Raw genomic sequence first — 25,574 nt, 5'->3', positions numbered from 1 at the left:
CCACATTGCGTCCGTTGTTCCTCCTTCTGCGCGCTCAACTCCAGTGGCCTCCAGCAATAAAGGGACCCTTGTTTTTGCCCTCTTTGGAGACCTACTTCGTGCGGCGGACAGCGTCGGACGGCGTGGTGCCACGCAAGCGCTCGGGTTTACATGCGGTTTTACCGTTTCTGGCGCCAGAGTGTCCCACGCCGTCCGGCGCGAAAATCCAGGGGATTTCGCGAGGCGGACGGCTGGTGCAGCCCGAAGGGCTGCGTGAGGTGTGAAAGGAAAATCAGCCGAGCGGAGCGAGGCCCGCCTCACCACCACCGGCCCGAAGGGAAAGCACGCCGCAACTTCACCGTGAACGTCCCAGCGCTCAGATCTTAAAGCCCGTGCCGGGAAGCTTCGGTAGAGCTTTCTCCAACTGCTGGTCCCCACCTTTGCACTCCCCGGATCTGCAACACCTGCTCCGGATTTTTGGCTCAGACGCGCATATCAGCGAAACAACATGCTCGAGCGTCAGAGCACTGAGCACCCCGTATCCCGGCTTGAGCACGACCCGTTCCTGTTCGCCGATGTTTTTTTGCAGATCGTGGGCCCGTTTTCGGTGATGCTCCTTTGCTGAGGGTGCGTGATCTCCCGTGCCGGTGCCATCGCTTTCCCACGTGTCGAACTCTTGCCGTCGATCAGCTCCGACCGCTCGAGATCATCGATGGAGTTGGTGAAGACACGGGTCCCGAAACGTGCCCGGGTGACGGCGACGTTCAGCGCGTTGTAGCTCATCCGCCCGTAGCGCACTTTTCCAGCGAGCGGAGCGCCTTCCTGGCATTCACGGCAATTTCACGGTCCTCACGGTTCAGCCATTTGCCGATCTCTAGGAGCCCCGGATCACGCTGTCTGAGAATCTTGGTGAGGTGCGCGTGGCTGACGTCCTCATTTAGGCTCAGCTCCAGCACCTTGCGCAGCAGGTCCCCCGCCTGGATCCCCTGCATCGCTCCGAGTCGCCCGAGAAATGAAGCTTCAACGTGATGCCACTTTGCCGCAGCGCCTCGGTCACATCCAGGAGATGCTCCGCCTGCCTGGCCCCGCGAAAGCCCGCCTCGTACACCCAGAGCACAACCTGCGCCTTCCGCCGTTTAGACATGAGATTCTTTTACCGGCAACTACTCCCCTGTGAGGCTCTCCGTTCGCCATTTGTAGGGCAAATATGGAGGCCGGATTGGCGTTTGTGAAACTGTGGAGGTGCTGGTGGCGATGGACAACTCGCCTCGGGTCGCAGTACCTCCTCCTTGAAACGCTCGACGATTTACAGGGTTGAAGCCTTGGCGGTCCCGGGTCCCCGATGGTGAGCGCGACGCCACGGCTCCCGCTCAGTTCTAGGAGAACCTCGGCCTTCTGTCCGGCCGTCAGCCGGACGCCCTCCCTCTCCTGCCAAAGCTCCATGTACCGGACCTTCTCCGACCGTTGCCAGAGACTGCTCCCCTCCTCGATCCCGCGCAGGTAGTATTCATCCCTAAAGAAGCATCGTCCGCGCGCCCTGTAGCCATCCCGGTGACACAGACATCATTGCCATCTCTCCGGGTTCCCTACCAAAAGCACTACGGTGTCTACACAAAAACGCGAGGATCCATAGGCGTACAGCAACAGAGAGATGCGCATTTCAATGGTACCTCGCAAGCACTTTATTATTGTTATTAATTAACCTTGCATGCTATGCTGCGCCTGGCAAGCGCGATGTATGAGACACCGATTGATTGAAATCAGGGGGAGATGGGTCCGGAAAAGACAATGCTCAAGGATTCGATCCAATGAGAGGGGCCTGTCACTGCTTCTAATACGAAAGTTACCTATATAGGGAATCGGCTCCAGTTGCCAATATAGGTAACAAGTTGCTTATATAGGGAACCAGTATCCTATATAAGCAACTTTTCTAACCGGTCAATAACGAGTTATCGCAGTAATTTAAAGAAGAGGGATTAAATGAAAAAGGAAATCAAAGATAGGTTGATAAAGAAATATGGAAACAAATGCTCGGGGTGTGGCGCAGAAGGCGTAAATTTGGAGGTGTGCCACATTGTTCCGCAAATTCATGGGGGAAGTGATGACGAAGACAATTTAACTTTGTTGTGCTCATTGTGCCATTACAGATTTGACAGTTTTCGCCTTACTGAGGTTGAGTTCAATAATTATCTCTCCTTACTTCTTGAGAATTCCAAGGAGTTCAAGGATGTGCGACAGGAAGAACGACTAGCGAGGGACAAACCATTTAGAGCTGACATTACAGCCAAAAGTAAGGATAACAAGACATGGCTTATTGAATGCAAGAATACACAGTCATTCACCCCAGAAAGGTTACGACAGGCAGTCTTTCAGATAGACAATTATCGTACTGTTACTCGGTTCGATAATTATGTGCTTGCCTTTCCGGGATTGTTGTCTAAAGAGCAGATAGATCAACTATAATCTAAAGGAATAGTGGCATGGGACTTAAATCATATTGCTAATATTTTTAAAGATTAAATAGCTAAGTCCAGACATCCCATTCTTAAAAATATGTTTGCAGCGTTTACTTCTAGGCCAAGTAAATCACCTGAAGAAGTATTTATAGATAAATTAAGAGGATGTGACAAAGGAATCAAGTTTTGGTCAGAGTATCAGAAATTGATAGGACAGATCCTAGAACACCTATTTTGTCCGCCACTTGAACCGCCAATTCTGGAGTTGTCAGACTTTAATGGCGTAAATAGACGAGATTTAGTTCTTCCAAATTACTCTGACAAGGGGTTCTGGTGCTTTGTTAGAGAGAAATATCTTGCTGACTACATTATTGTTGATGCGAAAAACTACAAAAACCCAATCTCTAAGGAACAAATTCTACAGATTGCAAATTACTTAAAAGCGCACGGCGCTGGCATGTTTGCAATAATAGTAACAAGAATTGGCGCTGATAAAGGAGCAATTCTTACGATCAGAGAACAGTGGATGGCTAATAAGAAAATGATCGTAATAATAAATGATAACGACGTCGAGGCTATGCTCCTTGCGAAATCTGCGGGTGGTGATCCTTCGAAAGTAATCGGGCAAAAACTTGAACAGTTCAGGTTGTCAATGTAGGTTTCTGAGGCGATAAACACGGCGCAGACACTGCCGCGGCAAGAAAGCTGCCGCGCAGGTCACGCCGAGAGCCGTTGGCCTGCTACTAAGGGACAAGGAGGAGTCTTTGAAGAAATTTTCACCAAACGCCATTCTTGCACTAAAAGAAGCTTTAACGCACATCTACTGGAAGAAGCAAGACCTCAGAAGTTTTGTATATCATACCGTTGAAAATAAAGTCTTTATTTCGACAATTGATTGGGACAATAACAAGAAAGCTGAAAGTGCCGGAATTCTTGTTGATAGAATGGTAGACCGCCCTGACCTATATGAAAACGATTTACTGAAGTTGTTTGATGTTACGATGCACTTTGATGACTTCGGCCATTTGAAACAATGGGATGATGCCGACACAAAAATAAAAAAGGCTAAAGAAGCTGTTGAGGCATTGAGAAAGCATGCAAGTGGCTATTTTCAACTTAAAGAAGAAAAGGAAAAAATCGAAGCCAGAAGAAATGTCTTTTCAAATATGCAAAAAGAGAAAGAGAGCTTCTCCAACAAGATTAGCGTATTAAAGGACGATTTTATGCGTCTTGTCATGGAGCAGAATGCTCAAAAACGTGGTTTTGCATTTGAAAAGTTCTTGAACAGTCTATTTATGCTGTTCGATCTTGAGCCAAAAGAGTCGTTTCGAATTACAGGCGAGCAAATTGATGGAGCTTTCACCTTTGATGGAAATGATTTCCTCCTAGAGGCAAAATGGCAAGAAAAACCCATAGACCTTGGCGAGCTTTACAAATTTGGTGGAAAGATTGAGGGTAAATTCAAATTGACACTTGGCCTTGCCGTTTCAATTAACGGATTTACAGCGGACTACAACGAAAGTAAGTCATCCACCATGAAGACAATGCTGCTTATGGATGGTGCAGACCTTATGGCTGTTCTAGAAAATCGAATTGATCTTAAGGATATGTTATTTAGAAAGCGACGTCATGCATCTGATACTGGTGATATTTTTTTTAAATTCAGAGATATGTAAGAGGTGCTGTATGAAGTAGCTGTCTCGTGTCAAGGGCAGACTACTTAGACTTGTCCCATAAGCTTCATACTTTCCACGACTGTTATTTTATTCGAAGGAGGCCCGCAATGCGAATACCAATTGTGATAGCTCTTTTTCTCATGACACTCGCTTTAGGGGGATGTGCCTCAACAAGGCAGGAAAAGGTTTCATCCCTCAGCCAAGATCCAAGGCAATTGGAGCCGCTTTCTAGCGTTGAATTTCAAGTGGACATGGTGCCGATCCGGCGAGTCGATCACCGTGGGAGTGTCCCGCCTCAGTCGTTTGCCACATACGGGCAGTGTCAAGTCGACCTACCGATCAAGGAGGTGAAGGAGACGGCATTATCTGCGATGGTGGAGGACAATGCCGGCAAGGTACGCGCCTGTCTAGCCACAGCGGAAAGGGAGCACGTCAATGTCCTGATAATACCGGAGCTCTCCCTCGCCTTCGAGGAGGGAAACCGTCATGCTTTGATAGACGAATTAAAGGGGGCCGCCAAGAGAAGCAACATGGTCATTGTGGCGGGCTCTTACTACGATTCCCAAAGGTACAGCCGTCTGGTTGTGATTGGCCCGGACTGGTATGAGGAGGGGTACAAGGTGCATCCTTCCCGGTACGAGGCATCACCAAGTTACGGTCTCGGGATGCGTTCCGGAGTCGATCTTTTGCTACTCGATACCCCCTACGGCCGGATTTTGCCGATCACCTGTGTGGACCTAATCAGCGATGCCATCCAATATCAGGCGCGGAACCTGGCAAATCGAGGGCAACTAGATGTGTTGGTTAACTTGAATTACAACCCCGCTAGCTGGGAGTTCCTTGTTGAGGCCAACTCAATTGCGAGGCGGCATCCGGTCTTCGTGACCCTGACGAACATTGCTGCTTGGCCGTCAACAAGAGAGACATGTCTTAAGACCGGGGATTCCGGTTCATGTGGAGGAAATACGGCGCTTTTTGGCAGCCTTCGGTCGGAGGCGAAAGATTGCCCGAACTGCATCCAAACCTTGTTGCCCAAAATTCCACCAAGTTTTGTATCAGGAGGAAAGAGGAGTGTGCCGTACGACACCTTGGTTGCGGTTATTCCGCCGTTGGAGGAGGCACTGCTCGTCTATGACCTAAATTTGCGCCTCCTGCGAGAGCCCGCAAACACAAACGCTCCAGACCAGGGTTATCCGAGTATCCGCAATGTGCGCTATGTTCCTTTGCAATAAGGCTCTGCATATCAGAGGAATGGGGACCAGAAGGGGACGCTGTTCTTCATCCTTCAGATCCCAACAAGGTCAGTGGACCCGGTCGCAATAAAACCGCGCCGGGTCACCGCCCAACCGTTGGCCACAAGGAACTTGGTACTTCGATGAACCCTGCGACTATCTTTGTAATCTCCTTAGGCATTATCATCCTCTTTGGCCTACTTGCAGTATTACTTGGCCCGATGTTCGGGTGGCAAATTGCCGCGCGAAATGCAGTGTTCATTCCTTTTACCTCCCGAGTTGAAGCACGAGCCAATCTTAGAGAAGCATTTTCCGCCCAAGGATGGGAAGTTGAGCGTGATGAACCTGACGAGATGACAGCTCGGACCAAGCCAAGCTGGCGTTCGTGGGGAGAGGTTGTGAAGGTTAAGTTTGAAGATAGCGGTGCAACGGTGACATCAGAATGTGCACTCCCGACGCAGGCTGTAGATTACGGTAAGAATAAAATCAATCTTCGGAAGCTAGTAGAAAGTTTGTCGAAAAACAATGTCTGACAAGGCTTCCCCAACAAGGCAGTTGGACCGGGGCGGAGACCCGCCCGGTCAACTCCCGACCCGTTATGCGAGAAGAATGATGAATAAAGATGAAGATGACTACAAGGTAGTCTTTCGAGGAGCAACAATCTCCAAGAAGGAGGCCAAACGGGTCAGTGTTACTCTTTTTTTTGGAATAGTCGGCATTATCTCAATCGGTTTGACGCTCGGCTTGACGAGCAAAGTCTTAGTTTTTGTGCTGTCTTTTGTCCTCGCACTCATCGGGTATTTCGGTATTGCGAAACGAATTTACAAATAATAGAGGGACGCATAACCAGGCGCTCAGACCGCGACCGGGCGCTAAGGCTGCCCGTCAGGTCAAGCGCTGACCCGTTGAGCAGCAAAAAAAAACGCGTTCGTCTGCACGGCAAAAAGTTCACTCAAAAGTTCACTCGGCCAAAAAAAGGGTTACGGCCAAAACCGTAACCCTTTGTATTTATTGGCGTCCCCGAGACGATTCGAACGTCCGACCCCTTCCTTAGGAGGGAAGTGCTCTATCCTGCTGAGCTACGGGGACAAGTCAGACGGACTTTATACAATACAGCCGCCTGTTTGGCAAGATTTTTTATTAAAACTTCAGCAGGGAGAACACCTTGCCCTCGGGAAGCCTCTTGGCTCCCTCCAGGAATTCGAGCTCTGCCATGAAGCAGCACTCAACCAGCTCGACGTCCATGCTGTTGATCATATCGACCACGGCGGCCATGGTACCGCCGGTGGCCAACAGGTCGTCGGCAATCAGCACGCGATCCCCCTTGTTGAAGGCGTCGGTATGGATCTCGAGGGTGTCGGTCCCATATTCGAGGTCGTAGGTTTTCTTGAAGGTCTTGGAGGGAAGCTTGCCCGGCTTTCTCACCAGCACGATGCCGGCTCCCAGCTTGTAGGCAAGGGCGGCGCCGATGATGAAACCGCGGGCCTCGACGCCCACAACCTTGTCGATCTTCTGCCCCACGTAACGGTGGGACAAGAGGTCGACCATGCGCTGAAACGACTTGGCATCCCCTAAAAGCGTGGTGATATCTTTGAAGAGGATCCCCTTCTTCGGGAAATCCGGGATGTTCCTGATGATGCTTTTAAGATCTTCCATATCCAAAACCCGCTCCTTATTTCGCAGTAGTTGCGCCGCGCCCCATTATGTCGGTGGCTTCGACGATCTTTCTCAGTTTTTCAAGTGACTTGGCCTCGATCTGGCGGATGCGCTCGCGGGTCACCCCGAAGCTGCGCCCGATGGTGTCCAGCGTCTGCGGATCCTTGTCGTCCAGGCCGAAACGAAGGGTGAGGATCTTCTTCTCGGCGTCGGACAGGGTCTCGAACCACTGGGAGACCAGTTCATACTTGTTCAGGTCCTCGAGCAGCACAGCCGGCGATATGGTCGAGGTGTCCTCGATGGTGTCGATCAGGAAGTAGTCGTTGTTCTCCCCCATGGGGCGCTCGATGGAGTAGGTCTTCTTCAAGAGCACCATGAGCCGGCGCACGTAGGTGACGTTCACTTCCAGCGCGTCGGCAACCTCCTTGACGCTCGGCTCCCGGTTCATCTTCTGCACCAGCTCCCGGGTCACCCTGAGCATCTTGTTGATGTCGTCGGAGACGTGCACCGGCAGCCGGATGGTGCGCGACTGGTTCACCAGGGCGCGCTCGATCGATTGCCTGATCCACCAGGTGGCATAGGTGGAGAAGCGGCACTCCTTGGAGAGCTTGAAGCGCTCGACCGCCTTGATGAGCCCCATGTTCCCTTCTTCGATGAGATCCAGGAAGGGAAGGCCGCGGTTTATGTAGCGCTTGGCGATCTTGACCACGAGGCGCAGGTTGGAGACGATCATACGGTCGCGCGCTGCCTTGTCGCCCTGGTCGATGCGCGCCGCGAGCTCCTTCTCCTCGTCGGCGGTCAGAAGTTTGGTCTTCTGGATCTCGCGCAGGTACAGCTTGATGGCGTCGTCAAAGTGCTCGACGACGGCGGCCTTGATCTCTTCTTCCTCGACCTCGGCCGGCCCGTCCTCTTCGACCTCCTCTACCTCTTCGAGTTCGAGTGAGTCCGGGTCAGGGTCCTGCTCGCCATCAAGAAAGAGAGGGTCCTTCTCTTCTAAAAGCTCGTCGTTTTCCATGCCAGACTCCTTTGGCGAGGCTTGGTGTTGCCGCCGCCTATGCTACTGCTCGTCGCTCCAGCCGTTTTTGCCGATCAGCTTTACGAAGCGGCAGTCGTCCGCTTCCTCGCGGGTCACGCTCCCGTCGGAAGCCTTCTTTATCACTACGAGTTTCTGGTCCAGGCGGTCCCCGACCGGAATGACCAGGCGCCCGCCCGGCGCCAGCTGCTCTACCAGGCACTCGGGGAGCGCGGGTGCCCCGGCGGTGACCAGGATGGCGTCAAAAGGCGCCTCCTCGGGCCACCCCTCGGTGCCGTCGCCTATCTTCAGGTTCACGTTCAAGAGTCTCAGGCTGTCCAGCGCCTTGCGGGCCTTCATGGCCAGCGGACGGATCCTCTCCACGGTGCAGACCCGGTCGGCCAGGGTGGCCAAAACGGCGGCCTGGTAACCGGAGCCGGTGCCGAGCTCCAGCACCTTCTCCCGCCCGGTCAGGGCAAGCAATTCGGTCATGCGCGCCACGATGTAGGGTTGAGAAATGGTCTGCTTCTCTCCGATCGGCAGCGATCCGTCGCTGTAGGCCTGGGAGGCCATCGCCTCCTCGACGAAAATGTGTCTGGGCAACTCGAGCATGGCGTTGATCACCCGCTGGTCCGTGATGCCGCGTTTCACCAGTTCGGCGACCATCCTTTTGCGTGCTACAGCTGAATTCATTCCCCCCCCGATCTTTGGCAGCGGGGAAATATACCAAATGACGGGCTAAAAGTCCAGCATCACGGCAGTTCCCAACCCTGCAGCTCGCCGATCGCGGCGTGGTTGGTGAGGTCGATGTGCAGCGGAGAAATGGAGACGTGACCGCGCGAAACGGCGTAAAAATCGGTGCCGGGTGCGTCCTGGAAACTGAGGTCGACGGTGCCGATCCAGTAGTAGTTCCTGCCGCGCGGATCGACCTTGTCCACGATGGTCCCTTCGTAGCTGCGCCTTCCCTGGCGGGTGATCTGCGCCGGGAGGAGTTTTCCGGCGGGGAGGTCGGGCACGTTGACGTTCAGATAGGTATCGCGGGGGAGCCCGCGGCGCTGGACGCTTTGCGCCAGGGAGGCCGCGAAGGCGGCGGCCGAGTCGAAGTTTTCGCCGCCGCTGCGGGTGACCAGCGAGACGGCAATGGCTGGGATACCCATCAGGGTCGCCTCCAGGGCCGCGGCGACCGTTCCGGAATAGGTGACGTCGTCGCCCAGGTTCGCGCCGCGGTTCACCCCGGAGATGACCAGGTCCGGCCGGAAAGAAAGGAGGCTGTGGATGCCGAGGTTCACGCAGTCGGTAGGGGTGCCCTCGACGGAGTAGACGTTGTCGGCGATGCGGGCGGCCCGCAAAGGATGGTGCAGCGTGAGTGCGTGGGAGACGGCGCTCTGCTCGCGGTCCGGCGCCACCACGACCACCTCCGCCACTTCCGAAACCCTTGCGAGCAAAGCGGCCAGGCCGGGAGAGTGCACACCGTCGTCGTTGGTAAGGAGAACTTTCACTGTGGGTCCCTCGTGGTCAGGTAAAGCGGTACAACTCCGGATGCGACGCCCCCCCTACCCATCCCGATTCGGCGTCGCGGTGGCCAACTTTAACACATTTTAACAACGCGCGTCAATCAGGCGCCCTTCTTCCCCTTGAACTCGGCGCAGGCCCAGTCGATCTGTGAGAGAAGGCCGCGCAGCGAAGCCACCTCGCGCTCGTCCAGCTCCGCGCGCGAGAAGACGCGCCGCATGGTGCGCATCATGTGGTCGGGATTCTGCGGGTTCAAGTAGCCGATCCGCAGGAAGGTCTTTTCCATGTGGGCGTACATCGGTTCCAAAGAAGCAGAGCCTGCCAGTTCGCGTGCGGCCTTGACCGGCGCAGGGGCGGCCCCTTTCAGGAATTCGTAGCAAAAGATCAGCACTGCCTGGGAGAGGTTGAGCGAGCCGAACTCGTCCGCCGTCTCGATGGTGGACTGCCAGCGGCAAAGCGCCACCTCGTCGGTGGTGAGCCCGCTGTCCTCGCGCCCGAACACCAGCGCCAGCCGGCTGTTCGGCGCGCAACCGGCGAAGCGCTCCACGATCTCGGGAGGGGTGCTGATCTCGGAGCGGTACTTGCCGTGGCGCCTCGTCGTGGCCACCGAGTATTCGCTGTCGGCGATGGCGTCTTCAAGCGAGGTGAAGACGCGCGCGCTCTCCAGAAGGTCGCGCGCGGAGACGGCGAACTTGATGGCGTCCAGGTGATCCACCTGGCAGGGGTTGACAAGGCGCAGGTCGCGCAGCCCCATGTTCTTCATGGCCCTGCACACCATGCCTATGTTTCCGGGACTCTGGGTCCCGACCAAAACGACGGAAACTCTTTCCTTCAAATCCATGCAAATGCCCTTCGTCTCTACTGCGGAATGTGCGACCGGAAGCCGGACCGCGGGCGGCATTAGACCACAACCAACGGGAATTGACAATTGACAATTGAGGGTCGACGACGGAGAACCGGGAGAGAAAAGGTTTCGGCCTCTAACGGTGGTTGTGATTCATTTTGGGACGGCGGGGACGGGACTTGATCCGCTTGAGCCTGGCCCGCGCGTGCCTCTTGCGCCACCTGTGCGCCACGAAGTGGCTGGACCACAGGCAGGCGATGATTCCGGCCAGGGCAAGCATCAGGTACGGCTCGTAGCTATGCAGGTCCTCGATGAACAGCGACGCGGTCTTGCCGAAGAGGTATCCGGCCAGGGAAAACAGGACGGACCAGGTAAGGGCGGAGAGGAAGTTCAGGAAGAGGAAGCGGCGCGAGGGAAAGGTGGTCATCCCGAGGATGACCGGAAGCACGATCCGGAACCCGTAGGTATACCGGGAGACGAAGGCGACGAAGGTACCGTAGCGCTCGATGAGCCGCAAGGCCTTCGCGAATTTCCTGGAGAAGGCGGTGAACAGCCGCAGCAGCTGCGCCCCCTTGGTCCGGCCCAGGTGAAAATAGAACTGGTCCCCGAGGAAGGAACCGACCAGCGCGGAAAGCATGACCAGGTAGACGTCGAGGTACCCCTGGAAGGCGAGAAAGCCCGCGAAGATGAGGATGGCCTCCCCTTCGAGGAAGGTCCCGAGAAAGAGCACCCAGTAGCCGTGCGCCTGCAGGTATTCCCTGAATAGCTCCTGCACAAAAGCTCCAGTTGTGACAGTGGGATGACCGCAGATTCAGTGGCGGACACAACTGGAGAGTATAGCGCGTTATTACTTGCGGTAAACGGGGTTGGTGCCTCTTACTTCGACAGCGGGAGCGTCTTCCAGCTCCTCCAGGTCCCCGGTGTCCCCTTCATACTCGTTCTCGCCTACGGCCCAGGCGTAGAACTTCTGCGAGTCGACCAGTTGTGGCTTGTCCGGGATCCCGTACACCCTGTTCTGCATCCCTTCGTCGTAGAGCCCCACGCAGCCGTGCGAGGCGGGCTTGCCGGGAAGGTCGCGGGCGTGGATCCAGTAGGAGACGTTGTCGGGGCCGATATGGAAGCGCATGGCGTTGTCCATCGGGTACTGGCCGCTCTCGTCCTCGGTCTTGTACAGGGAAGAGGTGTGGTTGCGATGACGGGCATCGATGCGGAAGACGCCGACCGGGGTCTCGTGGCCGGGTGCACCTGTCGCGGCGGGCGCGGAGAACTTGAGCCTGCCGTTTTCGTAGGCGCCCATCCACTGCTCGGTCATGTCGATCAGTATGTACTTGTCGTAGCGCTTGGCCTCGGGATACTCCTGCGGCATGGGGGTGTAGCTGCGGGCGGCGACCATGTCGACCGGGACCTTGATGGTCATCCCGGGATAGACGTGGCGGCGGTCGATGCGGTTGAAGCGGGCGACGGTGACCCAGTCGGCGCCGTAGAGGGATTCCAGGGTTTCCTGCGGCTCGATGAAATGGGCGCGCCAGGGGACCTTGGCGAGGCTCGGATATTCTACCCGGGAGAGGTCTTCCTTGGCCGGGTCCTGCGGGTTGGGTCCGGGCTCGGAAGTTGCGGAGGGGTTGTAAACGACGATGGAAAAAAGGATCACCAGGACCAGAAAAGCCAAAACCTTACGTAACATCTTGCCAGCTCCCAACCGAGAAACGACTAATGGGGCCTTGCGCCCCATTTCGTTCTAATTAACACCTTTGCCCCCGCTCGGTCAAGAAAAAGCGCGTCCCGCCATGACTTTCTGCACCGCGCTGTAGGGGTCGGTGCTCTTGTCGCGCATGCCGGCCAGGATCTCCTGGTACTGGCCGTTGCTCTTGATCGCCCCGAAGACGGTCTCGAAGAGCTCCTCCCTCAGGGTGTCGGTGAAGAGCTTGACGTTACGCTCCTCGATCAGGCGCTGCAACGCCCCCGACTCCTTCAGGTAGACGTGGTGCGCGTCGAACTCCTCCACCAGCGCGTCGATCCCCACCCCTCGCGCCCCCTCGGTCTGCAGCACGCGCGGCGCCCATCCTGCCGGGTCCGGGTGCTTCATCTCCAGCATGGTGGTGAGTTCGCGGGCGGTGCGGTCGGCACCTTCGCGGTCGGCCTTGTTGACCACGAAGACGTCGCCGATCTCGAGGATGCCGGCCTTGATGGCCTGGATGTCGTCCCCAAGGCCCGGCACCATGACCACCACCGTGGTGTGCGCGGTGCTGACGATGTCGACCTCATCCTGTCCTACCCCAACCGTCTCGATGACGACGACGTCCATCCCCATGGCATCCATCACGTTGACCACGTCGGTGGTCGAGCGGGAGAGCCCCCCAAGGGCCCCACGCGTGGCGAGGCTGCGGATGAAGACCCCGGCGTCGTCGGCGTGGCGGTTCATCCTGATGCGGTCGCCGAGGATGGCGCCACCGGAGAAGGGGCTGGTGGGATCGATGGCCACCACCCCGACCAGGAGGTCCTTCTTGCGGTAAGCGGAGACGATCTGGTCGACCAGGGTCGACTTGCCCGCCCCCGGGGGGCCGGTGATGCCGATGATGTAGGCGTTGCCGGTGTGGGGGTAGAGGGTTTTCAGTTCCTCGATGGCGCTCTTGAAGCGGTCATCGATATCGCGCATAAGGCGGGCGGCGGCGCGTATGTCGCCGTCCAGCACGCGTTCGGCAAGGGTCATGGGAGGCTCCGAAATCTGTTCTACGTTCTACGTTCTATGTTCAACGTTCTACGTTAAAAATCGCAGTGCACCAAGTGATACGCCGCGGGCTGCCTCTTTGGCAACTGCGCGGCGCACTTGTTTCATTACCGGGCTCAACGTAGAACCTAGAACGTAGAACGTCCGTTAGCTGTTAGGCGTGGGGCGTTATGTTGTCGCGAACCCAGCCGACGATGGTCTCGGTGGAGGTGCCGGGGGTGAAGACCTCGGCGATGCCGGCCGCCTTGAGCCCGGGGATGTCGTCCTCGGGGATCACGCCACCTGCCATCAGGACGATGTCCGAGGCATCCTTCTCCTTCATGATCTCCCTCACCGCGGGAAGCAGGGTGTTGTGGGCCCCGGAGAGGATGGAAAGCGCGACCAGGTCGACGTCTTCCTGGATGGCGGCGGAGACGATCTGCTCCGGGGTCTGGTGCAGACCGGTGTAGATCACCTCGAAACCGGCATCGCGAAACGCGCGGGCGATGATCTTGGCACCCCTGTCATGGCCGTCAAGACCAGGCTTTCCCACCAGCACGCGAATTCTTCTTTCAGCCATGGCAAACCTCCGATATCAGTAAATTCAATGGAATCTATTTCTCGATGCCGACGCGCGCGTTGACGCCGGCTTTGTAATAGTGCTTGATCTCGCACATCTCCGTGACCAGGTCCGCCGCCTCGATGACCTTCTCGTGGGCGTTGCGGCCGGTAAGCACCAGCTCCACCTGCGGCGGCTTGCTGGCCAAAAGCTCGAGCACCCGCTCCACCGGGACCAGCCCCATGGAGACCGAGCCGTTGATCTCGTCCAGTATCACCAGGTCGTATTCGCCTCCGCAGACCTTCTCGGACGCCAGCGCGAGCGCCTCTGCGGCAAGGTCCTTGTCGGTCTGGTGCGGGTTGTCCTTGTTGACCCACCCCGGCCTTCCGGTCTGGATGATGGTGAGAAAGGGAGCCAGCTTCTCGGCGGCCATCTGCTCGCCGTAGGGCCCTCCCCCCTTCATGAACTGGATCATGCAGACCTTGAGCTCGCGGCCGACGGCGCGCAGGGCGAGCCCCAGCGAAGCCGTGGTCTTCCCCTTGCCGTTGCCGGTATACACCTGAATAAGACCGCGTTCCAGTTTCACGAATCACCTCTGCCCGCAGCAGGGAAATTGACACCGCGCTCCGAGACCCCGCACGGGGAGCCTCAAGAGCGACCGCAATATAGCAACAGCTCACGTAAAGTGTCAAGGCGAAAGAGCCGCAGCTAGAACGACGTTAGCCGAACAAGGGGGGAGTGAACGACCTGCAGGTGGTTCTAGAAATGGTGAACAGAAAGGAGGAATCAGGGTGAAGGGTGCAACGAAAAAGGCCAAGTCATGGGACTTGGCCTTTGTTGTGTCTTTGGTGGGCGATACTGGGTTCGAACCAGTGACCCCTGCCGTGTGAAGGCAGTGCTCTCCCGCTGAGCTAATCGCCCGAAGTGTTCTGTGTATGTAGCAGATGGCTTTTTCGATGTCAAGGGTTGTTTCTCTGCAGTCAACCTGTCCCCAGCAACGTGCAGCGCAACTATTTCGATGCCGTCCGCACTTATTGACCAGCACGCCGGTCCAAAAAATTTCCCTTCCCACCGTTGATGACACTTCCCCTTCCGGCGAATGGCAATCACTTTTACAGGGCAACCACACCGTGCGCTCCATTTATGACAATATTGTCATTTAGATGTCATATCCGGGTAATGCGGCATAACCTAGTATCGGCGCTTTGAGTGAGTATACCCACCGTCGCGTGACGAACCGGTCACCTGGGGAGCAATCCACAATGCCACTTCAGCTGGACTATCTGACCCGGTCGCATGAATCGCGGCGCCGGGACCTTTTGCTGCTCACCTTACTGTTCGGGTTGCTCTTTCTCCAACTTCTCGGCCACTTCCCCCTCGTCGACCCGGACGAGGCGCGCTACGCCGAGATCCCCAGGGAGATGCTGGAACGCGGCGACCTGATCACCCCGCTGCTTAATTACGTAAAGTACTTCGAGAAGCCGGTGCTGTTGTACTGGCTGAACGCCATCTCCTTTTACCTGTTCGGCATCAGTGAATTCTCGGCCCGGTTGGTCTGCGCTCTGAGCGGCCTCGGCACCGTACTTTTCAGCTACCACCTGGGGCGGGAACTCTTCGGCCGCCGGACCGGACTCCTCGGAGCCCTGGTACTTGGCGGATGCACCGGTTTCCTGATTCAGGCGCGGATCAACATCACCGACATACCGCTTACCTTCACCATGACCGTGGCGCTGGGGAGCTACATCCTGGCCGCCCGCGACGCCGACCACCCCAGACCGGGCTATTACTATCTCTTCTACCTCTTCGCCGCGCTGGCGGTACTGGCCAAGGGGCTGATCGGCATGGTGCTTCCCGGCGCGGTCATATTCTGGCACATCGTGCTGACCCGCCGCTGGCGCATCCTGAAGGAAATGCGCCTGGGCACGGGGCTCTTGCTGTTCCTGGCGGTTGCGGCACCCTGGTTCGTACTGGTGTGCCAGCGCAATCCGGAGTTCTTCCAGTTCTTCTTCATCCATGAACACTTCGAGCGCTTCCTGACCAAGGTGCACCGCCGCTACCAGCCGTTTTGGTACTTCATCCCCATCCTGTTCGGCTTCATGATCCCCTGGTCCTTCTTCATCCCCACGGCGCTGCGCAACTTCTGGCGCAACCGGGCCCTTCCGGGGGGAGAAGCGCGCCTTTACCTCGCCCTTTGGGCCATCATCATCTTCGCGTTTTTCTCGAAGTCCAACTCGAAGCTGCCGGCGTACATCCTGCCGGTGTACCCGGCGCTGGCGATCCTGATCGCCGGGGTGTTCGACCGCGCCTTCAACGGCGACTTCCGTCCCCTGCGCCGCCCGGCCCTTGCCTTCGGCTGGCTCCTGGTCCTTCTGGGGTGCGCGGCGCTGCTCTACCCGCTGGTGGCGCACAGACCGCTGGTCGGCCCCATCGGGGGGCTCGTCATCGGCTCCATCTTCATCCTGCAGGGGGCCGTCGCGCTGGCAGCGGTGAAGCGCGGGGACCCGCGGCAGCTCTTCGTGGGCCTTCTCGCCGGTTCCATCCTCCTCTTTCTGACCGCGCCCCACATCGTCTTCCCGCTCTTCGTGGAGCGCAAATCGTACCGCGAACCGGGACAGATCGTCAAAAAGCTCGCCGAACCGGACGCGGTGCTGGTGAGCCAGGGGTTGCGCCAGGGACTGAGCTACTACGCGGAGCGCCGCTGCGTCATCTTCGACGGCCCCGGAGAGATCGAGTTCGGCAGCAAAATCGGCGACCAGTCCGCCTGGTTTTTGAACCGCGACGGGTTCCGTACCCTCTGGAACGGCCCCAAACCCGTGTACGCCATGCTACTGCGCGACTATCTGGACGAGCTCTCGGGCGGCTCCGCCATCAAGCCGCGCATACTGTGGCAGAGCTCGAAGCACTACCTCGTAACCAACAGATAAAGAATTCTGTTCCGGCCGGCCTCTGCCCGCCGGAGACAATCAGCAGCAAAGGAGAGACATATGAAAGTACTGATCCTGGGTGTGAACGGCTTCATCGGCAACGCCCTTACCCACCGCATCCTCACCACCACCGACTGGGAGGTCTACGGCCTCGACATGGCCTGCGACAAGCTGGAGCGGTCCATGGGACACCAGCGCTTTCATTTCCTTGAAGGTGACATCACCATCAACAAGGAGTGGATCGAATACAACATCAAGAAGTGCGACGTGGTGCTGCCGCTGGTGGCCATCGCCACCCCCATCACCTACGTCAAGGACCCGCTGCGCGTCTTCGAACTCGACTTCGAGGAAAACCTCAAGGTGATCCGCCTCTGCGCGAAATACAACAAGCGCGTCATCTTCCCCTCCACCTCCGAGGTCTACGGCATGAGCCCCGACCGCGAGTTCGACGAAGAGAACTCGCCGCTCATGCTCGGCCCGATCAACAAGGAACGCTGGATCTACTCCTGCGCCAAGCAGATGCTGGACCGGGTCATCTACGCCTACGGCGCCCACGAGGGTCTGCGCTACACCCTGTTCCGCCCCTTCAACTGGATCGGTCCCAAGCTGGACTCGATCAGCACCGCCAAGGAGGGAAGCTCCCGGGTGCTGACCCAGTTCCTCTACAACATCCTGGCCGGAGAACCGATCCAGCTCGTGGACGGCGGCGAGCAGCGCCGCTCTTTCACCTTCCTCGAGGACGGCATCGACTGCCTGATGCGCATCATCGAGAACCGCGACGGCTGCGCCGACGCCCGGATCTTCAACATCGGCAACCCCGGCAACGACCTCTCCGTGAAAGAGCTGGCGCACAAGCTGCTCGAACTGGTCAAACAGTATCCCGATTACCGGGACAAGGCAGAAAACTGCCGCATCATCGAGGTCACCTCGGGCGAGTACTACGGCAAGGGATATCAGGACATGCTGAACCGCGTCCCCTCGGTACAAAACGCGAAGAAGCACCTGGGGTGGGAACCTACCACCTCCGTGGACGACGCCCTGAAGCAGACCCTCGACTTCTACCTGATCGAGCAGCGGGAAACCATCCAGCACCTTTTGTAATCTCCGGAGGCCACGTGCGCAGCGAGTTTCTACCCTTTTCCACACCGACCATCGAGGATGCCGAAATCAACGAGGTGGTCGACTCCCTCAAGTCGGGCTGGATCACCACCGGACCCAAGGTGAAGCGCTTCGAGGAGGAGTTCCGTGCCTATGTGGGCGCACCGTTCGCGGTGCCCCTCTCCTCCGCGACCGCCGGGCTGCACCTGACCCTTCTGGCCCTGAAATTCCAGGAGGGGGACGAGGTGATCACCACCCCGATGACCTTCGCATCCACGGTGAGCATCTGCGTCCTGTGCGGGCTGAAACCGGTCCTCGTCGACATCGAGCCGGGGACCCTCAACCTGGACGTCTCCCTGGTGCGCGAGAAGATCACCCCCCGCACCCGGGCCATCATACCGGTGCACTTTGCCGGGCAGCCCTGCGACATGGACCCGATCTTCGAACTGGCCCGCGAGTTCGGCCTAGCGGTGATCGAGGACGCGGCCCACGCCGCCGGAACCGAGTACAAGGGGCGCAGGATCGGCTCCCTCGACAGCGTCTCCATCTTCTCCTTTCACCCCAACAAGAACATCACCACGGGCGAAGGCGGCATGGTCTGCACCCCCGACGAGGCGCTTGCCGAGGAGGTGTCGCTCTTGAAGTTCCACGGCATGAGCCGCGAGGCATGGAAGCGCTTCGCCGCCAGCGGCACTCCCAACTACGACATCGTGCTCCCCGGCTTCAAGTACAACATGATGGACATCCAGGCCGCCATCGGGATCCACCAGCTTCCCAAGCTGGACGGCTTCATCGACCGGCGCACCGAGATCGCCCATTTCTACAACGAGGAACTGGCCGACGTCTCAGAACTGAGCCTCCCCGCGTACGCCCCCTACCCGCAGCGGCACGCCTGGCATCTCTACACGCCGCTTGTGAAGATCGAGCGCCTCTGCATCGACCGCGACGGCTTCATGGCGAAGCTGAAGGAGCTCAACATCGGTAGCGGCCTGCACTACAAGGCGGTGCACCGGCACACATGGTACCAGGCCAACCTGCCGCAGCCCGAAAACTCGCTTCCAAACGCCGACTATGCCTCCGACCGGATCCTCTCCCTGCCGCTCTTCCCGAAGATGACCCGGGACGACGCACGGGACGTGGTCGATGCCGTGAAGGAAGTGATAGCAAGGAACCGCAAATGACCCCCTACCTCTCCATCGTCGTTCCCGTCTACAACGAAGAAGGGAACCTGGACAACCTGATGAAGCGGCTCTACCCGGCTCTGGCCGGGATGGGACGTCCCTTCGAGATCATCTTCACCGACGACGGCAGCCGCGACCGGTCGCTGGAAATCCTGAAGCGGCTGGCGAACGACTACCCCGAGGTGCGGGTGATCGAGTTCAACGGCAACTTCGGTCAGCACATGGCCATCATGGCGGCCTTCGAGATCAGCCGGGGCGAGATCATTGTCACTCTGGACGCGGACCTGCAGAACCCCCCCGAGGAGATCCCCAAGCTGGTCGCGGAAATGGAGAACGGGCACGACGTGGTGGGTACCATACGGCACAACCGCCAGGACTCGATCTTCCGCAAGAGCGCCTCGCGTCTGGTCAACATCACCACCCGCAAGATGACCGGCATGAAGATGACCGACTACGGCTGCATGCTGAGGGCCTATCACAGAAACGTGGTGGACAACATCAACCGCTGCAGCGAGGCGAGCACCTTCATCCCCGCCCTCGCACAGACCTTCGCCGCGAGCCCCAGCGAGATCGAGGTGGCGCACGCGGAGCGAAGCGAGGGGGAAAGCAAGTACTCCTTCTACAAGCTGATCCGCCTGAACTTCGACCTCATGACCGGCTTTTCCGTGGTGCCGTTGCAGCTCTTCGCCCTGACCGGCATCGTCACCGCGCTGGGCGCCGTCGCCTTCGCCCTGTTCCTGCTCATCAGGCGCTTCGTGGTCGGCGCCGAGGTCGAGGGGGTCTTCACCCTGTTCGCCATCCTGTTCTTCTTCATCGGCATCACCATCTTCGGGATCGGGATCGTGGGGGAATACGTGGGAAGGATCTATCAGGAGGTGCGGCGCAGGCCGCGTTTCGTGGTACGCAGGATCTACGGGGGGAGCGATGAAGGATAAGGTCGTCGTCTGCGCCTACCACAACGTCGGCTATCGTTGCCTCGAGGAGTTGCTGCGCCAAGGGGCCGACGTCCGTCTCGTCTTCAGCCACGAGGACTCCCCGGGCGAGGAGATCTGGTTCCAGTCGGTCTGCGGGCTCGCGGCACGCCACGGCATCCCCTGCCTGACCAGCAGCATCAACGCCCCGGAGAACCGCGAGATCCTGGCGGAACTCTCCCCGGATTTCCTGCTCTCCTTCTACTACCGCAACATGATCACCCCCGAGGTGCTGTCACTGGCCGGGCGCGGCGCCCTCAACATGCACGGCTCCTACCTCCCGAAGTACCGCGGGCGCGTGCCGGTCAACTGGGCGGTGATCAAGGGGGAGACTTCCACAGGGGTCACCCTGCACTACATGGTGGAGAAGCCGGACGCCGGCGAGATCGTCGACCAGGAGCGGGTGGAGATCGCCTTCGAGGACACGGCCTTCGACGTCTTCAACAAGGTGACCGAGGCGGCGGTAGAGGTGCTGCGCCGTTCATGGCCGCAGTTGATCGAGGGGAGCGCGCCGCGCATCCCGATGGACCTGAAGGCGGGCAACTACTGCGGCGGCCGCAGGCCCGAGGATGGCCGCATCGACTGGAACCTGAGCGCGGTAGAGATCTACAACCTGGTGCGCGGCGTCACCCACCCCTACCCCGGAGCCTTCACCACCCTTGCCGGCCAAAAGCTCCTCGTCTGGCAGGCCTTCCCTGTCGAGGGAACCGGGGGGCCGGGGCGCGTCGTGTCGACGCAACCGCTTTTGGTGGGCACCGGCAGCGGCCTCTTGGAAATACGGCGCCTTCAGTTCGAAGGGAAGACGGAACTCTGCGCCGCCGACTTCGTCGCAGCCACGCCTTGCCACGGCGCGCTTTTCACCTGAGCCAGGGAGCCTAGACCGCATGCACCAATACGAGCCACAGACCGTAGCCCTCAAGGTCGACGTCGATACCTACTGCGGCACCCGTGACGGGATCCCGAACCTGCTGCAGCTTCTCGAAGCCTTCGGGGTCCGAGCGACCTTCTACTTTTCCTTGGGCCCCGACAACTCGGGGAAGGCCGTGCGCCGCCTCCTCCACAAGGGTTTCCTGGCCAAGATGCTGCGCACCAAGGCGCCGGCCATGTACGGTCTGAAGACCATGCTCTACGGGACCCTGCTTCCCGCGCCGATGATCGGCAAGGAACTGGGGGAGGTGATAAGGAGCGTGCGGGATGCCGGCCACGAAACCGGGATACATTGCTGGGACCACGTGGAGTGGCACGACCACCTGCACCGGCTCTCCCGGCAGGAGGTCGAAGCGGACTTGGGGCGGGCCTTTGCCGGCTTCGAGGAGATCTTCGGCTCTCCCGCCGCCACCTGCGCCGCCCCCGGCTGGACCGTAAGTGCCGCGTCGTTCGAGGTCCAGGACTCCCTCGGCCTTGCCTACTGCAGCGACACCAGGGGGGAGTTCCCCTTCTACCCCGTCTTCAACGGCAAACGTTTCCAGACCCTGCAGGTTCCTTCCACCTGGCCCACCATGGACGAATTGATCGGCGAGAACGGGATAACCGCCGCCACGGTCAACGACATCTACCTGAGGCGGCTGCGTTCCGGGTTGAACGTGCACACGATCCACGCGGAACTCGAGGGGAAAGCCCTCACCCACGCCTTCAAAGACCTGCTCACCCGCCTCACCGGGCGCGGCGTGCGCTTTCTTACGCTCAGGGAAGCGGCCACCGAGTACGGGGCCGAGGCGCCCGACTGCTCGGTGGAAATGGCTTATCTCCCCGGCAGGGCGATGCCTGTTGCCTTGCAGAGACCGGCTCTCTAGGCGCCGCCTTCACCACAACCCGGCCAGCGCTGCCCCACTTCGGCATCACGGAACCAGCGCATGAGCTCCTTGTACGCATCGTCATCGGCGGCAGGGGACCAGGGGGAGAAGTCTTCCTCCTTGAAAGGGGCGTACGGGCCGCACTTCACTTCGAAGATGACACCGCCGCCGTCAAGAGAAAGCACGGCATGCCACCCCCCCGCCGGGATTTCGACGGCGAAGCCCCCCTCCCCCAGCACGGCACGTTCGATCACCACGCCGCCATCGTCGAAGGTCAATACCACGAAACGCCCCCGCAGAGGGATCAGGATCTCCCATGTCTGCCGATGGTGGTGGGGGCGGATGTAGGTGTCGGGCTCCATGGCGATCGCCAGGCGCTGAACCGGGTCGGACAGATCGGAATGAAGGTTGCGATTCATCCGTTTGCGCGGGGATTGTTGCGCTTCGCTGCTGAGGCTTGTGAGATCGTCGAAATCGAGTTTTTTCATGAGGTGCTCCGGTAAGGGTGGATGGGTATGGCGCAGGGCGAATCCGCCGGCTTCGCACCGGCCTGGTTCGCAGGGCTTCGCCGGATGTCCTGGTTAGCCGCGCTGTTTCGTCGGGAGCTACCCCTCGGCCGAGCCGGCCAGGTCAGGGGGGACGGCAATGGTAACCCGCGTCCCCGCTCCCATTTCGGTTTCGATCCTGAGCTCTCCCCCAAGGTATTCGATCTTCCTGCGCAGGTTGAAGAGGCCGAACCCTCCGGAGCGGCTCTTCTTCCTGGCCACCTCCTCCGGGTCGAAGCCGGTACCGTTATCGGTTATCTCGATCACCATGCGGGAGCCGTCGTTGCCGAGCCTGATCCGGGCCAGGCTGCAGTGCGAATGCTTGACCACGTTCAAAAGGATCTCCCGCACCGCCTGGAAGATGGAGGAGCGGACCTCGTACCTGAAGGGGAGCGGGGTATGGTCGTCGACAAGCTCGAAGTTCAGCCCGTAGTTCTCCCTGAGCTCCTCCGCCAGCCACTTTATGGCCGCACCGAGCCCGGCGTTGGCCAGGATGGGGGGCCTCAACTGGAAGGTCAGGGACCGGATGTCCTGGATCGACTGGGAAAGGAGATTGTCGATCTCCTCGGCCAGGCCGATCTCCTTGTCGGAAGAGAGCTCGTTGGCGAGCCACTGCAGCTTCAGCTTCACCAGGATGAGGTGCTGGCCGACCTGGTCGTGCAGTTCGCCCGCTATGCGTTCCCGTTCGCGCTCCTCGGTGAGGGAGAGCTCCTGGGTCAAGGCCTCCATCTTCTTCTGGTGTTCGAGGATCTGGCCTTCGGCCCGCATGCGCTCCTCGACCTCGGCCCGCAAACGGGCGTTGGTCGCGGTGAGAGATTCCGTCCTCGCCGCGACCTGCCGCTCCAGCTCGTCACGGGCGTCCTCGAGGGCCATTTCGGCCAGCTTGCGCTCGGTGATGTCGATGGTGACCTGGATGGCGGATTCCATCCTCCCGCCGTTTACCAGCGGTCCGAGCACCGTCTCGAACCAGCGCGAGGTGCCGGCGTCCCCAAGGCCGGAGACGATGATCCGCTGCGGGAGCCGCTGCGCGAAGGTGCGCTCCAGCGCCGCGCGGTAGACCTCTTTGCTCTCCCCTTCGATATAGTCATACGAACTGGTTCCGATGACCGTTTCGTGATCGAACCCCTCCGAGCACCTGTTGATGAACTCGATGGTCCCGGCGCGGTCGACGTTGGTGACCAGGAACGGGGCGTTCATCACCAGGTTGCGGAACTTGAGCTCGCTCTCGGCGAGCTTCAGTTCAAGATTCTTGCGCTCGGTGATGTCCTGGGCTATGCCGAAGATGACGGTATCATCGTGTGCGACCTCGGGTCTGATCAAGGTGTCGTGCAGCCAGATCCATTCGCCGCTGCGGTCACGCACGCGGTACTCGACGTGCTGCTCACCCTGCCCCCTGGCCCGCACCTCGGCGATTACCCCCATCACCACGCCGATGTCATCCGGATGAATGGACTCTTTCCAGAGCATCGGGTTGTCGTAAAACGCCTGCAGCGGGTAACCAAAGACCTTCTCGACCTGAGGCGAGTAGAAGAGCCCCCCCCGCTTGGTCGAGTAGTTGTAAATGATAGCCGGCACGTTCTCAAGGAGGTTGCGGTAGAGCCGTTCTCCCTCGCGCAGCGCCTCCTCCATAAGCCTCCGCTCGGTCACGTCCTCGAGCAGCCAAAGGGTCCCTTTGGACAGGTCCGGGGGGTAGATGGCCTTGCCGACGTACCTGACCCGCAGGCGGGCGCCGTCCTTTCTTATCAGCTCCTGCTCGGTTTCGTACGGCAGCCCTTGCGCCAGAACGGAATACGCTTCCCTGCCGAGTTTTTCGTAGGCCTCGTCGGATGGATAAAGCTTCCGGGTGGTCTGCAGTTCCATTTCCTTTTTCGAGTACTGGAAGAGCTCTTCCGCCTTGCGGTTGATCCAGACCTGCCTTCTGTCCACGATCTTGAAAATGGCGATGGGTGCGTTCTCAAGGATGATGCTCTGCTCCTGCATCACGCGGTCCAGCTCATCATGCGCCCTTTTAAGCTCGGTGATGTCGCGCGAGATGCCGAAAAGGCCCGAGGGTTCCCCGGTGACGTCGAACAGGGGCCCCTTGGTGGAAAGGAAGGTGACGGTCCTGCCGGACGCGTCGCAAACGACCTCCTGGTAGGTGTTGACCACACCGGACTCGATCACCTTCCGATCGTAGGCCATCACCGTTGCAGACTCCTCCGGCGAGAAGAGAAAGCTGTCGTCCTGGCCGAGCACCTGCGCGGCGCTCTTTCCCACGACCCGTTCGGCAGCGGCGTTGAACAGCGTATAGCGCCCGAGCAGGTCCTTGGCGAAGATGGCATCGGAGGTGCCGCTTATGATGTTCGCCAACAGCATGCGGCTTTCCTGCAGTGCCTTTTGGGTCGACTGCTGCTCGGCAATGACCCGCTGCAGCTGGGCGTTCATCTGCTCGAGCTCGCTGATGCGCCTGCGTGACACCTCGCCGAAGGCCTCGGCTATGGAGTGGCCGGTGTCGACGATGGATTTCCAGAAGCTCAGGACGCCGATCAGTATGCAGATCCCGCCGGTGTACTGCGCCGTTCTCCCCGCCCACCCCATGGGGCTCCCCACCGACTTCTGCAGCAGGACACCCGTGAGCCCCGTGGCGAAGAGCGCCAGGCCGGTCGCGTACCAGCGCAACAGTTCCAACTGCAGCTTCAGGTACCGTTTCAGGGACAAAGCGGCAGTCGCCGCGTAAAACAGGATGGTGGCGGCCAGCACCGCCTTCCCGGTCAGGGTCGGGCCGGCTCCCTGGACGATGAAGGGGGCGGCAAACCCGGCAACCGCGGCTGCCACGATGCCGCCTGAGACCAGGACGACGCCGAGGTAGCTCATAAGGAGCAGGGGGAGTCGGAGCCCGGCGGGAGTGTCCTTGGCACCGAATAGCGGAGCCAGCGCGCCCGCAAAGAGGAGCAGACCGCTCAGCAGGGCTGCGCTGTTGTAGATGGTGACCGTTATGTTGGGTCCGTTGGGCTGACCTATGAACCATCCCGAGACAGCCCCCCCGGCCCCCAGGGCCAGCATGCCGCAACCGAGCATGAGCAGGGGGACGCGTCCGACGGCCAGGAACAGCCTGGTCGAGATGAATACGATGAAGAAAGGGATGAAGGCGAGGAAGACCGTGTTGAGAACCGGCAGCAGTGCCGTCGGCTCCAAAACAGCCTGCGGCTCCGCCCAATAAAGCGTGGCTATCAGTGTGGCGAAGCAGGTGAGCAGCGGCGCCGCGATGTTACCGAATCTGAGCATAACTAACCACCGTTAACAGCGTCCTGCAGGGCGAACCTGAACGTGACGTAACAATTACTGACTAATCGACTCGTTGACTGTGCATCTTGATATCGTTTTGCTTCTTTGTAGCCGTTTCGCCGCCTCTACTGAGAGGAAACCGCCCCTGGCGGTCAGCACAAAATA

The 25,574-nt window shown here is 59.0% G+C and carries 26 protein-coding genes and 2 tRNA genes; 12 read left to right on the top strand and 16 right to left on the bottom strand.

Annotated elements, in window-relative coordinates:
- Positions 1–498: 498 nt before the first annotated feature.
- Together KP003_RS06840 and KP003_RS06835 are read right to left on the bottom strand one after the other, a co-directional pair.
- Entirely contained in the window at positions 499–762 is a 264-nt protein-coding gene (locus KP003_RS06840; protein ID WP_216791226.1) for a hypothetical protein, read from the bottom strand.
- The gene (locus KP003_RS06835; RefSeq protein WP_216791225.1) at positions 759–971 is read right to left on the bottom strand and encodes a hypothetical protein; all 213 of its coding nucleotides are present in this window, start codon (positions 969–971) and stop codon (positions 759–761) included. The genes KP003_RS06840 and KP003_RS06835 overlap by 4 nt, the downstream gene beginning before the upstream one ends.
- A 988-nt stretch (positions 972–1,959) precedes the next feature.
- Between KP003_RS06835 and KP003_RS06830 the strand changes: the two genes are divergently transcribed.
- The 6 genes from KP003_RS06830 to KP003_RS06805 all read left to right on the top strand — a co-directional run bounded on the left by KP003_RS06830 (position 1,960) and on the right by KP003_RS06805 (position 6,174).
- The gene (locus tag KP003_RS06830) at positions 1,960–2,442 is read left to right on the top strand and encodes an HNH endonuclease (protein WP_216791224.1); all 483 of its coding nucleotides are present in this window, start codon (positions 1,960–1,962) and stop codon (positions 2,440–2,442) included.
- A 198-nt stretch (positions 2,443–2,640) separates the two neighbouring features.
- Positions 2,641–3,093, top strand: a complete 453-nt coding sequence (locus tag KP003_RS06825) for a hypothetical protein (protein ID WP_216791222.1) — start codon at positions 2,641–2,643, stop codon at positions 3,091–3,093.
- A 106-nt stretch (positions 3,094–3,199) separates the two neighbouring features.
- Positions 3,200–4,111: a restriction endonuclease gene (locus tag KP003_RS06820; protein ID WP_216791221.1), complete on the top strand. Its 912-nt coding sequence runs from the start codon at positions 3,200–3,202 to the stop codon at positions 4,109–4,111.
- A gap of 107 nt (positions 4,112–4,218) precedes the next feature.
- Positions 4,219–5,343, top strand: a complete 1,125-nt coding sequence (locus KP003_RS06815; RefSeq protein ID WP_216791219.1) for a carbon-nitrogen hydrolase family protein — start codon at positions 4,219–4,221, stop codon at positions 5,341–5,343.
- A gap of 143 nt (positions 5,344–5,486) precedes the next feature.
- Entirely contained in the window at positions 5,487–5,876 is a 390-nt protein-coding gene (locus KP003_RS06810) for a hypothetical protein (protein WP_216800303.1), read from the top strand.
- Positions 5,869–6,174: a hypothetical protein gene (locus KP003_RS06805; protein WP_217300512.1), complete on the top strand. Its 306-nt coding sequence runs from the start codon at positions 5,869–5,871 to the stop codon at positions 6,172–6,174. Before KP003_RS06810 ends, KP003_RS06805 begins: the two co-directional genes overlap by 8 nt.
- A 181-nt stretch (positions 6,175–6,355) precedes the next feature.
- Here KP003_RS06805 and KP003_RS06800 read toward each other — a convergent pair.
- From KP003_RS06800 to KP003_RS06745, 12 genes are all read right to left on the bottom strand, one after another.
- Positions 6,356–6,432 (bottom strand) — tRNA-Arg (locus tag KP003_RS06800).
- Positions 6,433–6,483: 51 nt separating this feature from the next.
- On the bottom strand, positions 6,484–6,999 hold the full coding sequence (locus tag KP003_RS06795; RefSeq protein WP_216498760.1) for an adenine phosphoribosyltransferase: 516 nt from the start codon (positions 6,997–6,999) through the stop codon (positions 6,484–6,486).
- Positions 7,000–7,015: 16 nt separating this feature from the next.
- The gene (locus KP003_RS06790) at positions 7,016–8,014 is read right to left on the bottom strand and encodes a sigma-70 family RNA polymerase sigma factor (protein WP_216498759.1); all 999 of its coding nucleotides are present in this window, start codon (positions 8,012–8,014) and stop codon (positions 7,016–7,018) included.
- A gap of 42 nt (positions 8,015–8,056) precedes the next feature.
- The gene (locus tag KP003_RS06785) at positions 8,057–8,704 is read right to left on the bottom strand and encodes a protein-L-isoaspartate(D-aspartate) O-methyltransferase (RefSeq protein ID WP_216498758.1); all 648 of its coding nucleotides are present in this window, start codon (positions 8,702–8,704) and stop codon (positions 8,057–8,059) included.
- A gap of 59 nt (positions 8,705–8,763) precedes the next feature.
- Entirely contained in the window at positions 8,764–9,510 is a 747-nt protein-coding gene (gene surE / locus KP003_RS06780) for a 5'/3'-nucleotidase SurE (protein ID WP_216791215.1), read from the bottom strand.
- A 116-nt stretch (positions 9,511–9,626) separates the two neighbouring features.
- Positions 9,627–10,364, bottom strand: coding sequence for an RNA methyltransferase (locus tag KP003_RS06775; protein ID WP_217300511.1), 738 nt, complete (start codon positions 10,362–10,364; stop codon positions 9,627–9,629).
- A 139-nt stretch (positions 10,365–10,503) separates the two neighbouring features.
- Positions 10,504–11,142 (bottom strand): DedA family protein, encoded by a 639-nt coding sequence (locus KP003_RS06770; RefSeq protein ID WP_217300510.1) that lies wholly within the window; start codon positions 11,140–11,142, stop codon positions 10,504–10,506.
- 72 nt (positions 11,143–11,214) lie between these two features.
- Entirely contained in the window at positions 11,215–12,051 is an 837-nt protein-coding gene (locus tag KP003_RS06765) for a L,D-transpeptidase (RefSeq protein WP_216498754.1), read from the bottom strand.
- An 81-nt stretch (positions 12,052–12,132) separates the two neighbouring features.
- Entirely contained in the window at positions 12,133–13,077 is a 945-nt protein-coding gene (meaB, locus tag KP003_RS06760) for a methylmalonyl Co-A mutase-associated GTPase MeaB (protein WP_216498753.1), read from the bottom strand.
- 172 nt (positions 13,078–13,249) lie between these two features.
- Positions 13,250–13,654: a cobalamin B12-binding domain-containing protein gene (locus KP003_RS06755; protein ID WP_216498752.1), complete on the bottom strand. Its 405-nt coding sequence runs from the start codon at positions 13,652–13,654 to the stop codon at positions 13,250–13,252.
- 34 nt (positions 13,655–13,688) lie between these two features.
- Complete coding sequence (gene cobO, locus KP003_RS06750; RefSeq protein WP_216498751.1) at positions 13,689–14,219, bottom strand: cob(I)yrinic acid a,c-diamide adenosyltransferase; 531 nt, start codon at positions 14,217–14,219, stop codon at positions 13,689–13,691.
- Between the two features lie 260 nt (positions 14,220–14,479).
- Positions 14,480–14,554: transfer RNA gene (locus KP003_RS06745), tRNA-Val, on the bottom strand.
- Between the two features lie 341 nt (positions 14,555–14,895).
- Here KP003_RS06745 and KP003_RS06740 point away from each other — a divergent pair.
- From KP003_RS06740 to KP003_RS06715, 6 genes are read left to right on the top strand one after another with little or no spacing between them, the layout of a single operon-like run.
- Complete coding sequence (locus KP003_RS06740) at positions 14,896–16,557, top strand: glycosyltransferase family 39 protein (RefSeq protein WP_217300509.1); 1,662 nt, start codon at positions 14,896–14,898, stop codon at positions 16,555–16,557.
- A 60-nt stretch (positions 16,558–16,617) separates the two neighbouring features.
- Positions 16,618–17,658: a bifunctional UDP-4-keto-pentose/UDP-xylose synthase gene (locus KP003_RS06735; protein WP_217300508.1), complete on the top strand. Its 1,041-nt coding sequence runs from the start codon at positions 16,618–16,620 to the stop codon at positions 17,656–17,658.
- Positions 17,659–17,672: 14 nt separating this feature from the next.
- Positions 17,673–18,836 carry a DegT/DnrJ/EryC1/StrS family aminotransferase gene (locus tag KP003_RS06730; protein ID WP_216791213.1) on the top strand — a complete coding sequence of 388 codons (1,164 nt, stop codon included), beginning with the start codon at positions 17,673–17,675 and terminating at the stop codon, positions 18,834–18,836.
- Positions 18,833–19,771, top strand: coding sequence for a glycosyltransferase (locus KP003_RS06725; RefSeq protein WP_216791211.1), 939 nt, complete (start codon positions 18,833–18,835; stop codon positions 19,769–19,771). The genes KP003_RS06730 and KP003_RS06725 overlap by 4 nt, the downstream gene beginning before the upstream one ends.
- Positions 19,761–20,672, top strand: coding sequence for a formyltransferase (locus KP003_RS06720; RefSeq protein WP_217300507.1), 912 nt, complete (start codon positions 19,761–19,763; stop codon positions 20,670–20,672). Before KP003_RS06725 ends, KP003_RS06720 begins: the two co-directional genes overlap by 11 nt.
- Before the next feature lie 19 nt (positions 20,673–20,691).
- On the top strand, positions 20,692–21,600 hold the full coding sequence (locus tag KP003_RS06715) for a polysaccharide deacetylase family protein (protein WP_216791209.1): 909 nt from the start codon (positions 20,692–20,694) through the stop codon (positions 21,598–21,600).
- On the opposite strand, the gene KP003_RS06710 is transcribed toward KP003_RS06715, so the two are convergent.
- Together KP003_RS06710 and KP003_RS06705 are read right to left on the bottom strand one after the other, a co-directional pair.
- Entirely contained in the window at positions 21,597–22,088 is a 492-nt protein-coding gene (locus KP003_RS06710; protein ID WP_216791207.1) for a WbuC family cupin fold metalloprotein, read from the bottom strand. The genes KP003_RS06715 and KP003_RS06710 overlap by 4 nt on opposite strands.
- Positions 22,089–22,205: 117 nt before the next feature.
- Positions 22,206–25,409, bottom strand: a complete 3,204-nt coding sequence (locus KP003_RS06705; RefSeq protein ID WP_217300506.1) for a PAS domain-containing sensor histidine kinase — start codon at positions 25,407–25,409, stop codon at positions 22,206–22,208.
- Between the last annotated feature and the right edge of the window lie 165 nt (positions 25,410–25,574).

It is taken from the genome of Geomonas diazotrophica (assembly GCF_019063885.1).
Lineage (GTDB): Bacteria > Desulfobacterota > Desulfuromonadia > Geobacterales > Geobacteraceae > Geomonas > Geomonas diazotrophica.
The sequence above is the reverse complement of the archived record's forward strand: the minus strand, read 5'-3'. Positions and strand labels throughout refer to the sequence as shown.

Bases quoted from the DNA above. Each gene is read 5' to 3' on its own strand.
- KP003_RS06840 (WP_216791226.1), bottom strand. From the start codon at position 762: ATGAGCTACAACGCGCTGAACGTCGCCGTCACCCGGGCACGTTTCGGG.
- KP003_RS06835 (WP_216791225.1), bottom strand. From the start codon at position 971: ATGCAGGGGATCCAGGCGGGGGACCTGCTGCGCAAGGTGCTGGAGCTG.
- KP003_RS06830 (WP_216791224.1), top strand. From the start codon at position 1,960: ATGAAAAAGGAAATCAAAGATAGGTTGATAAAGAAATATGGAAACAAA.
- KP003_RS06815 (WP_216791219.1), top strand. From the start codon at position 4,219: ATGCGAATACCAATTGTGATAGCTCTTTTTCTCATGACACTCGCTTTA.
- KP003_RS06810 (WP_216800303.1), top strand. From the start codon at position 5,487: ATGAACCCTGCGACTATCTTTGTAATCTCCTTAGGCATTATCATCCTC.
- KP003_RS06805 (WP_217300512.1), top strand. From the start codon at position 5,869: ATGTCTGACAAGGCTTCCCCAACAAGGCAGTTGGACCGGGGCGGAGAC.
- KP003_RS06795 (WP_216498760.1), bottom strand. From the start codon at position 6,999: ATGGAAGATCTTAAAAGCATCATCAGGAACATCCCGGATTTCCCGAAG.
- KP003_RS06790 (WP_216498759.1), bottom strand. From the start codon at position 8,014: ATGGAAAACGACGAGCTTTTAGAAGAGAAGGACCCTCTCTTTCTTGAT.
- KP003_RS06785 (WP_216498758.1), bottom strand. From the start codon at position 8,704: ATGAATTCAGCTGTAGCACGCAAAAGGATGGTCGCCGAACTGGTGAAA.
- KP003_RS06775 (WP_217300511.1), bottom strand. From the start codon at position 10,364: ATGGATTTGAAGGAAAGAGTTTCCGTCGTTTTGGTCGGGACCCAGAGT.
- KP003_RS06765 (WP_216498754.1), bottom strand. From the start codon at position 12,051: ATGTTACGTAAGGTTTTGGCTTTTCTGGTCCTGGTGATCCTTTTTTCC.
- meaB (WP_216498753.1), bottom strand. From the start codon at position 13,077: ATGACCCTTGCCGAACGCGTGCTGGACGGCGACATACGCGCCGCCGCC.
- KP003_RS06755 (WP_216498752.1), bottom strand. From the start codon at position 13,654: ATGGCTGAAAGAAGAATTCGCGTGCTGGTGGGAAAGCCTGGTCTTGAC.
- KP003_RS06740 (WP_217300509.1), top strand. From the start codon at position 14,896: ATGCCACTTCAGCTGGACTATCTGACCCGGTCGCATGAATCGCGGCGC.
- KP003_RS06735 (WP_217300508.1), top strand. From the start codon at position 16,618: ATGAAAGTACTGATCCTGGGTGTGAACGGCTTCATCGGCAACGCCCTT.
- KP003_RS06725 (WP_216791211.1), top strand. From the start codon at position 18,833: ATGACCCCCTACCTCTCCATCGTCGTTCCCGTCTACAACGAAGAAGGG.
- KP003_RS06720 (WP_217300507.1), top strand. From the start codon at position 19,761: ATGAAGGATAAGGTCGTCGTCTGCGCCTACCACAACGTCGGCTATCGT.
- KP003_RS06715 (WP_216791209.1), top strand. From the start codon at position 20,692: ATGCACCAATACGAGCCACAGACCGTAGCCCTCAAGGTCGACGTCGAT.
- KP003_RS06710 (WP_216791207.1), bottom strand. From the start codon at position 22,088: ATGAAAAAACTCGATTTCGACGATCTCACAAGCCTCAGCAGCGAAGCG.
- KP003_RS06705 (WP_217300506.1), bottom strand. From the start codon at position 25,409: ATGCTCAGATTCGGTAACATCGCGGCGCCGCTGCTCACCTGCTTCGCC.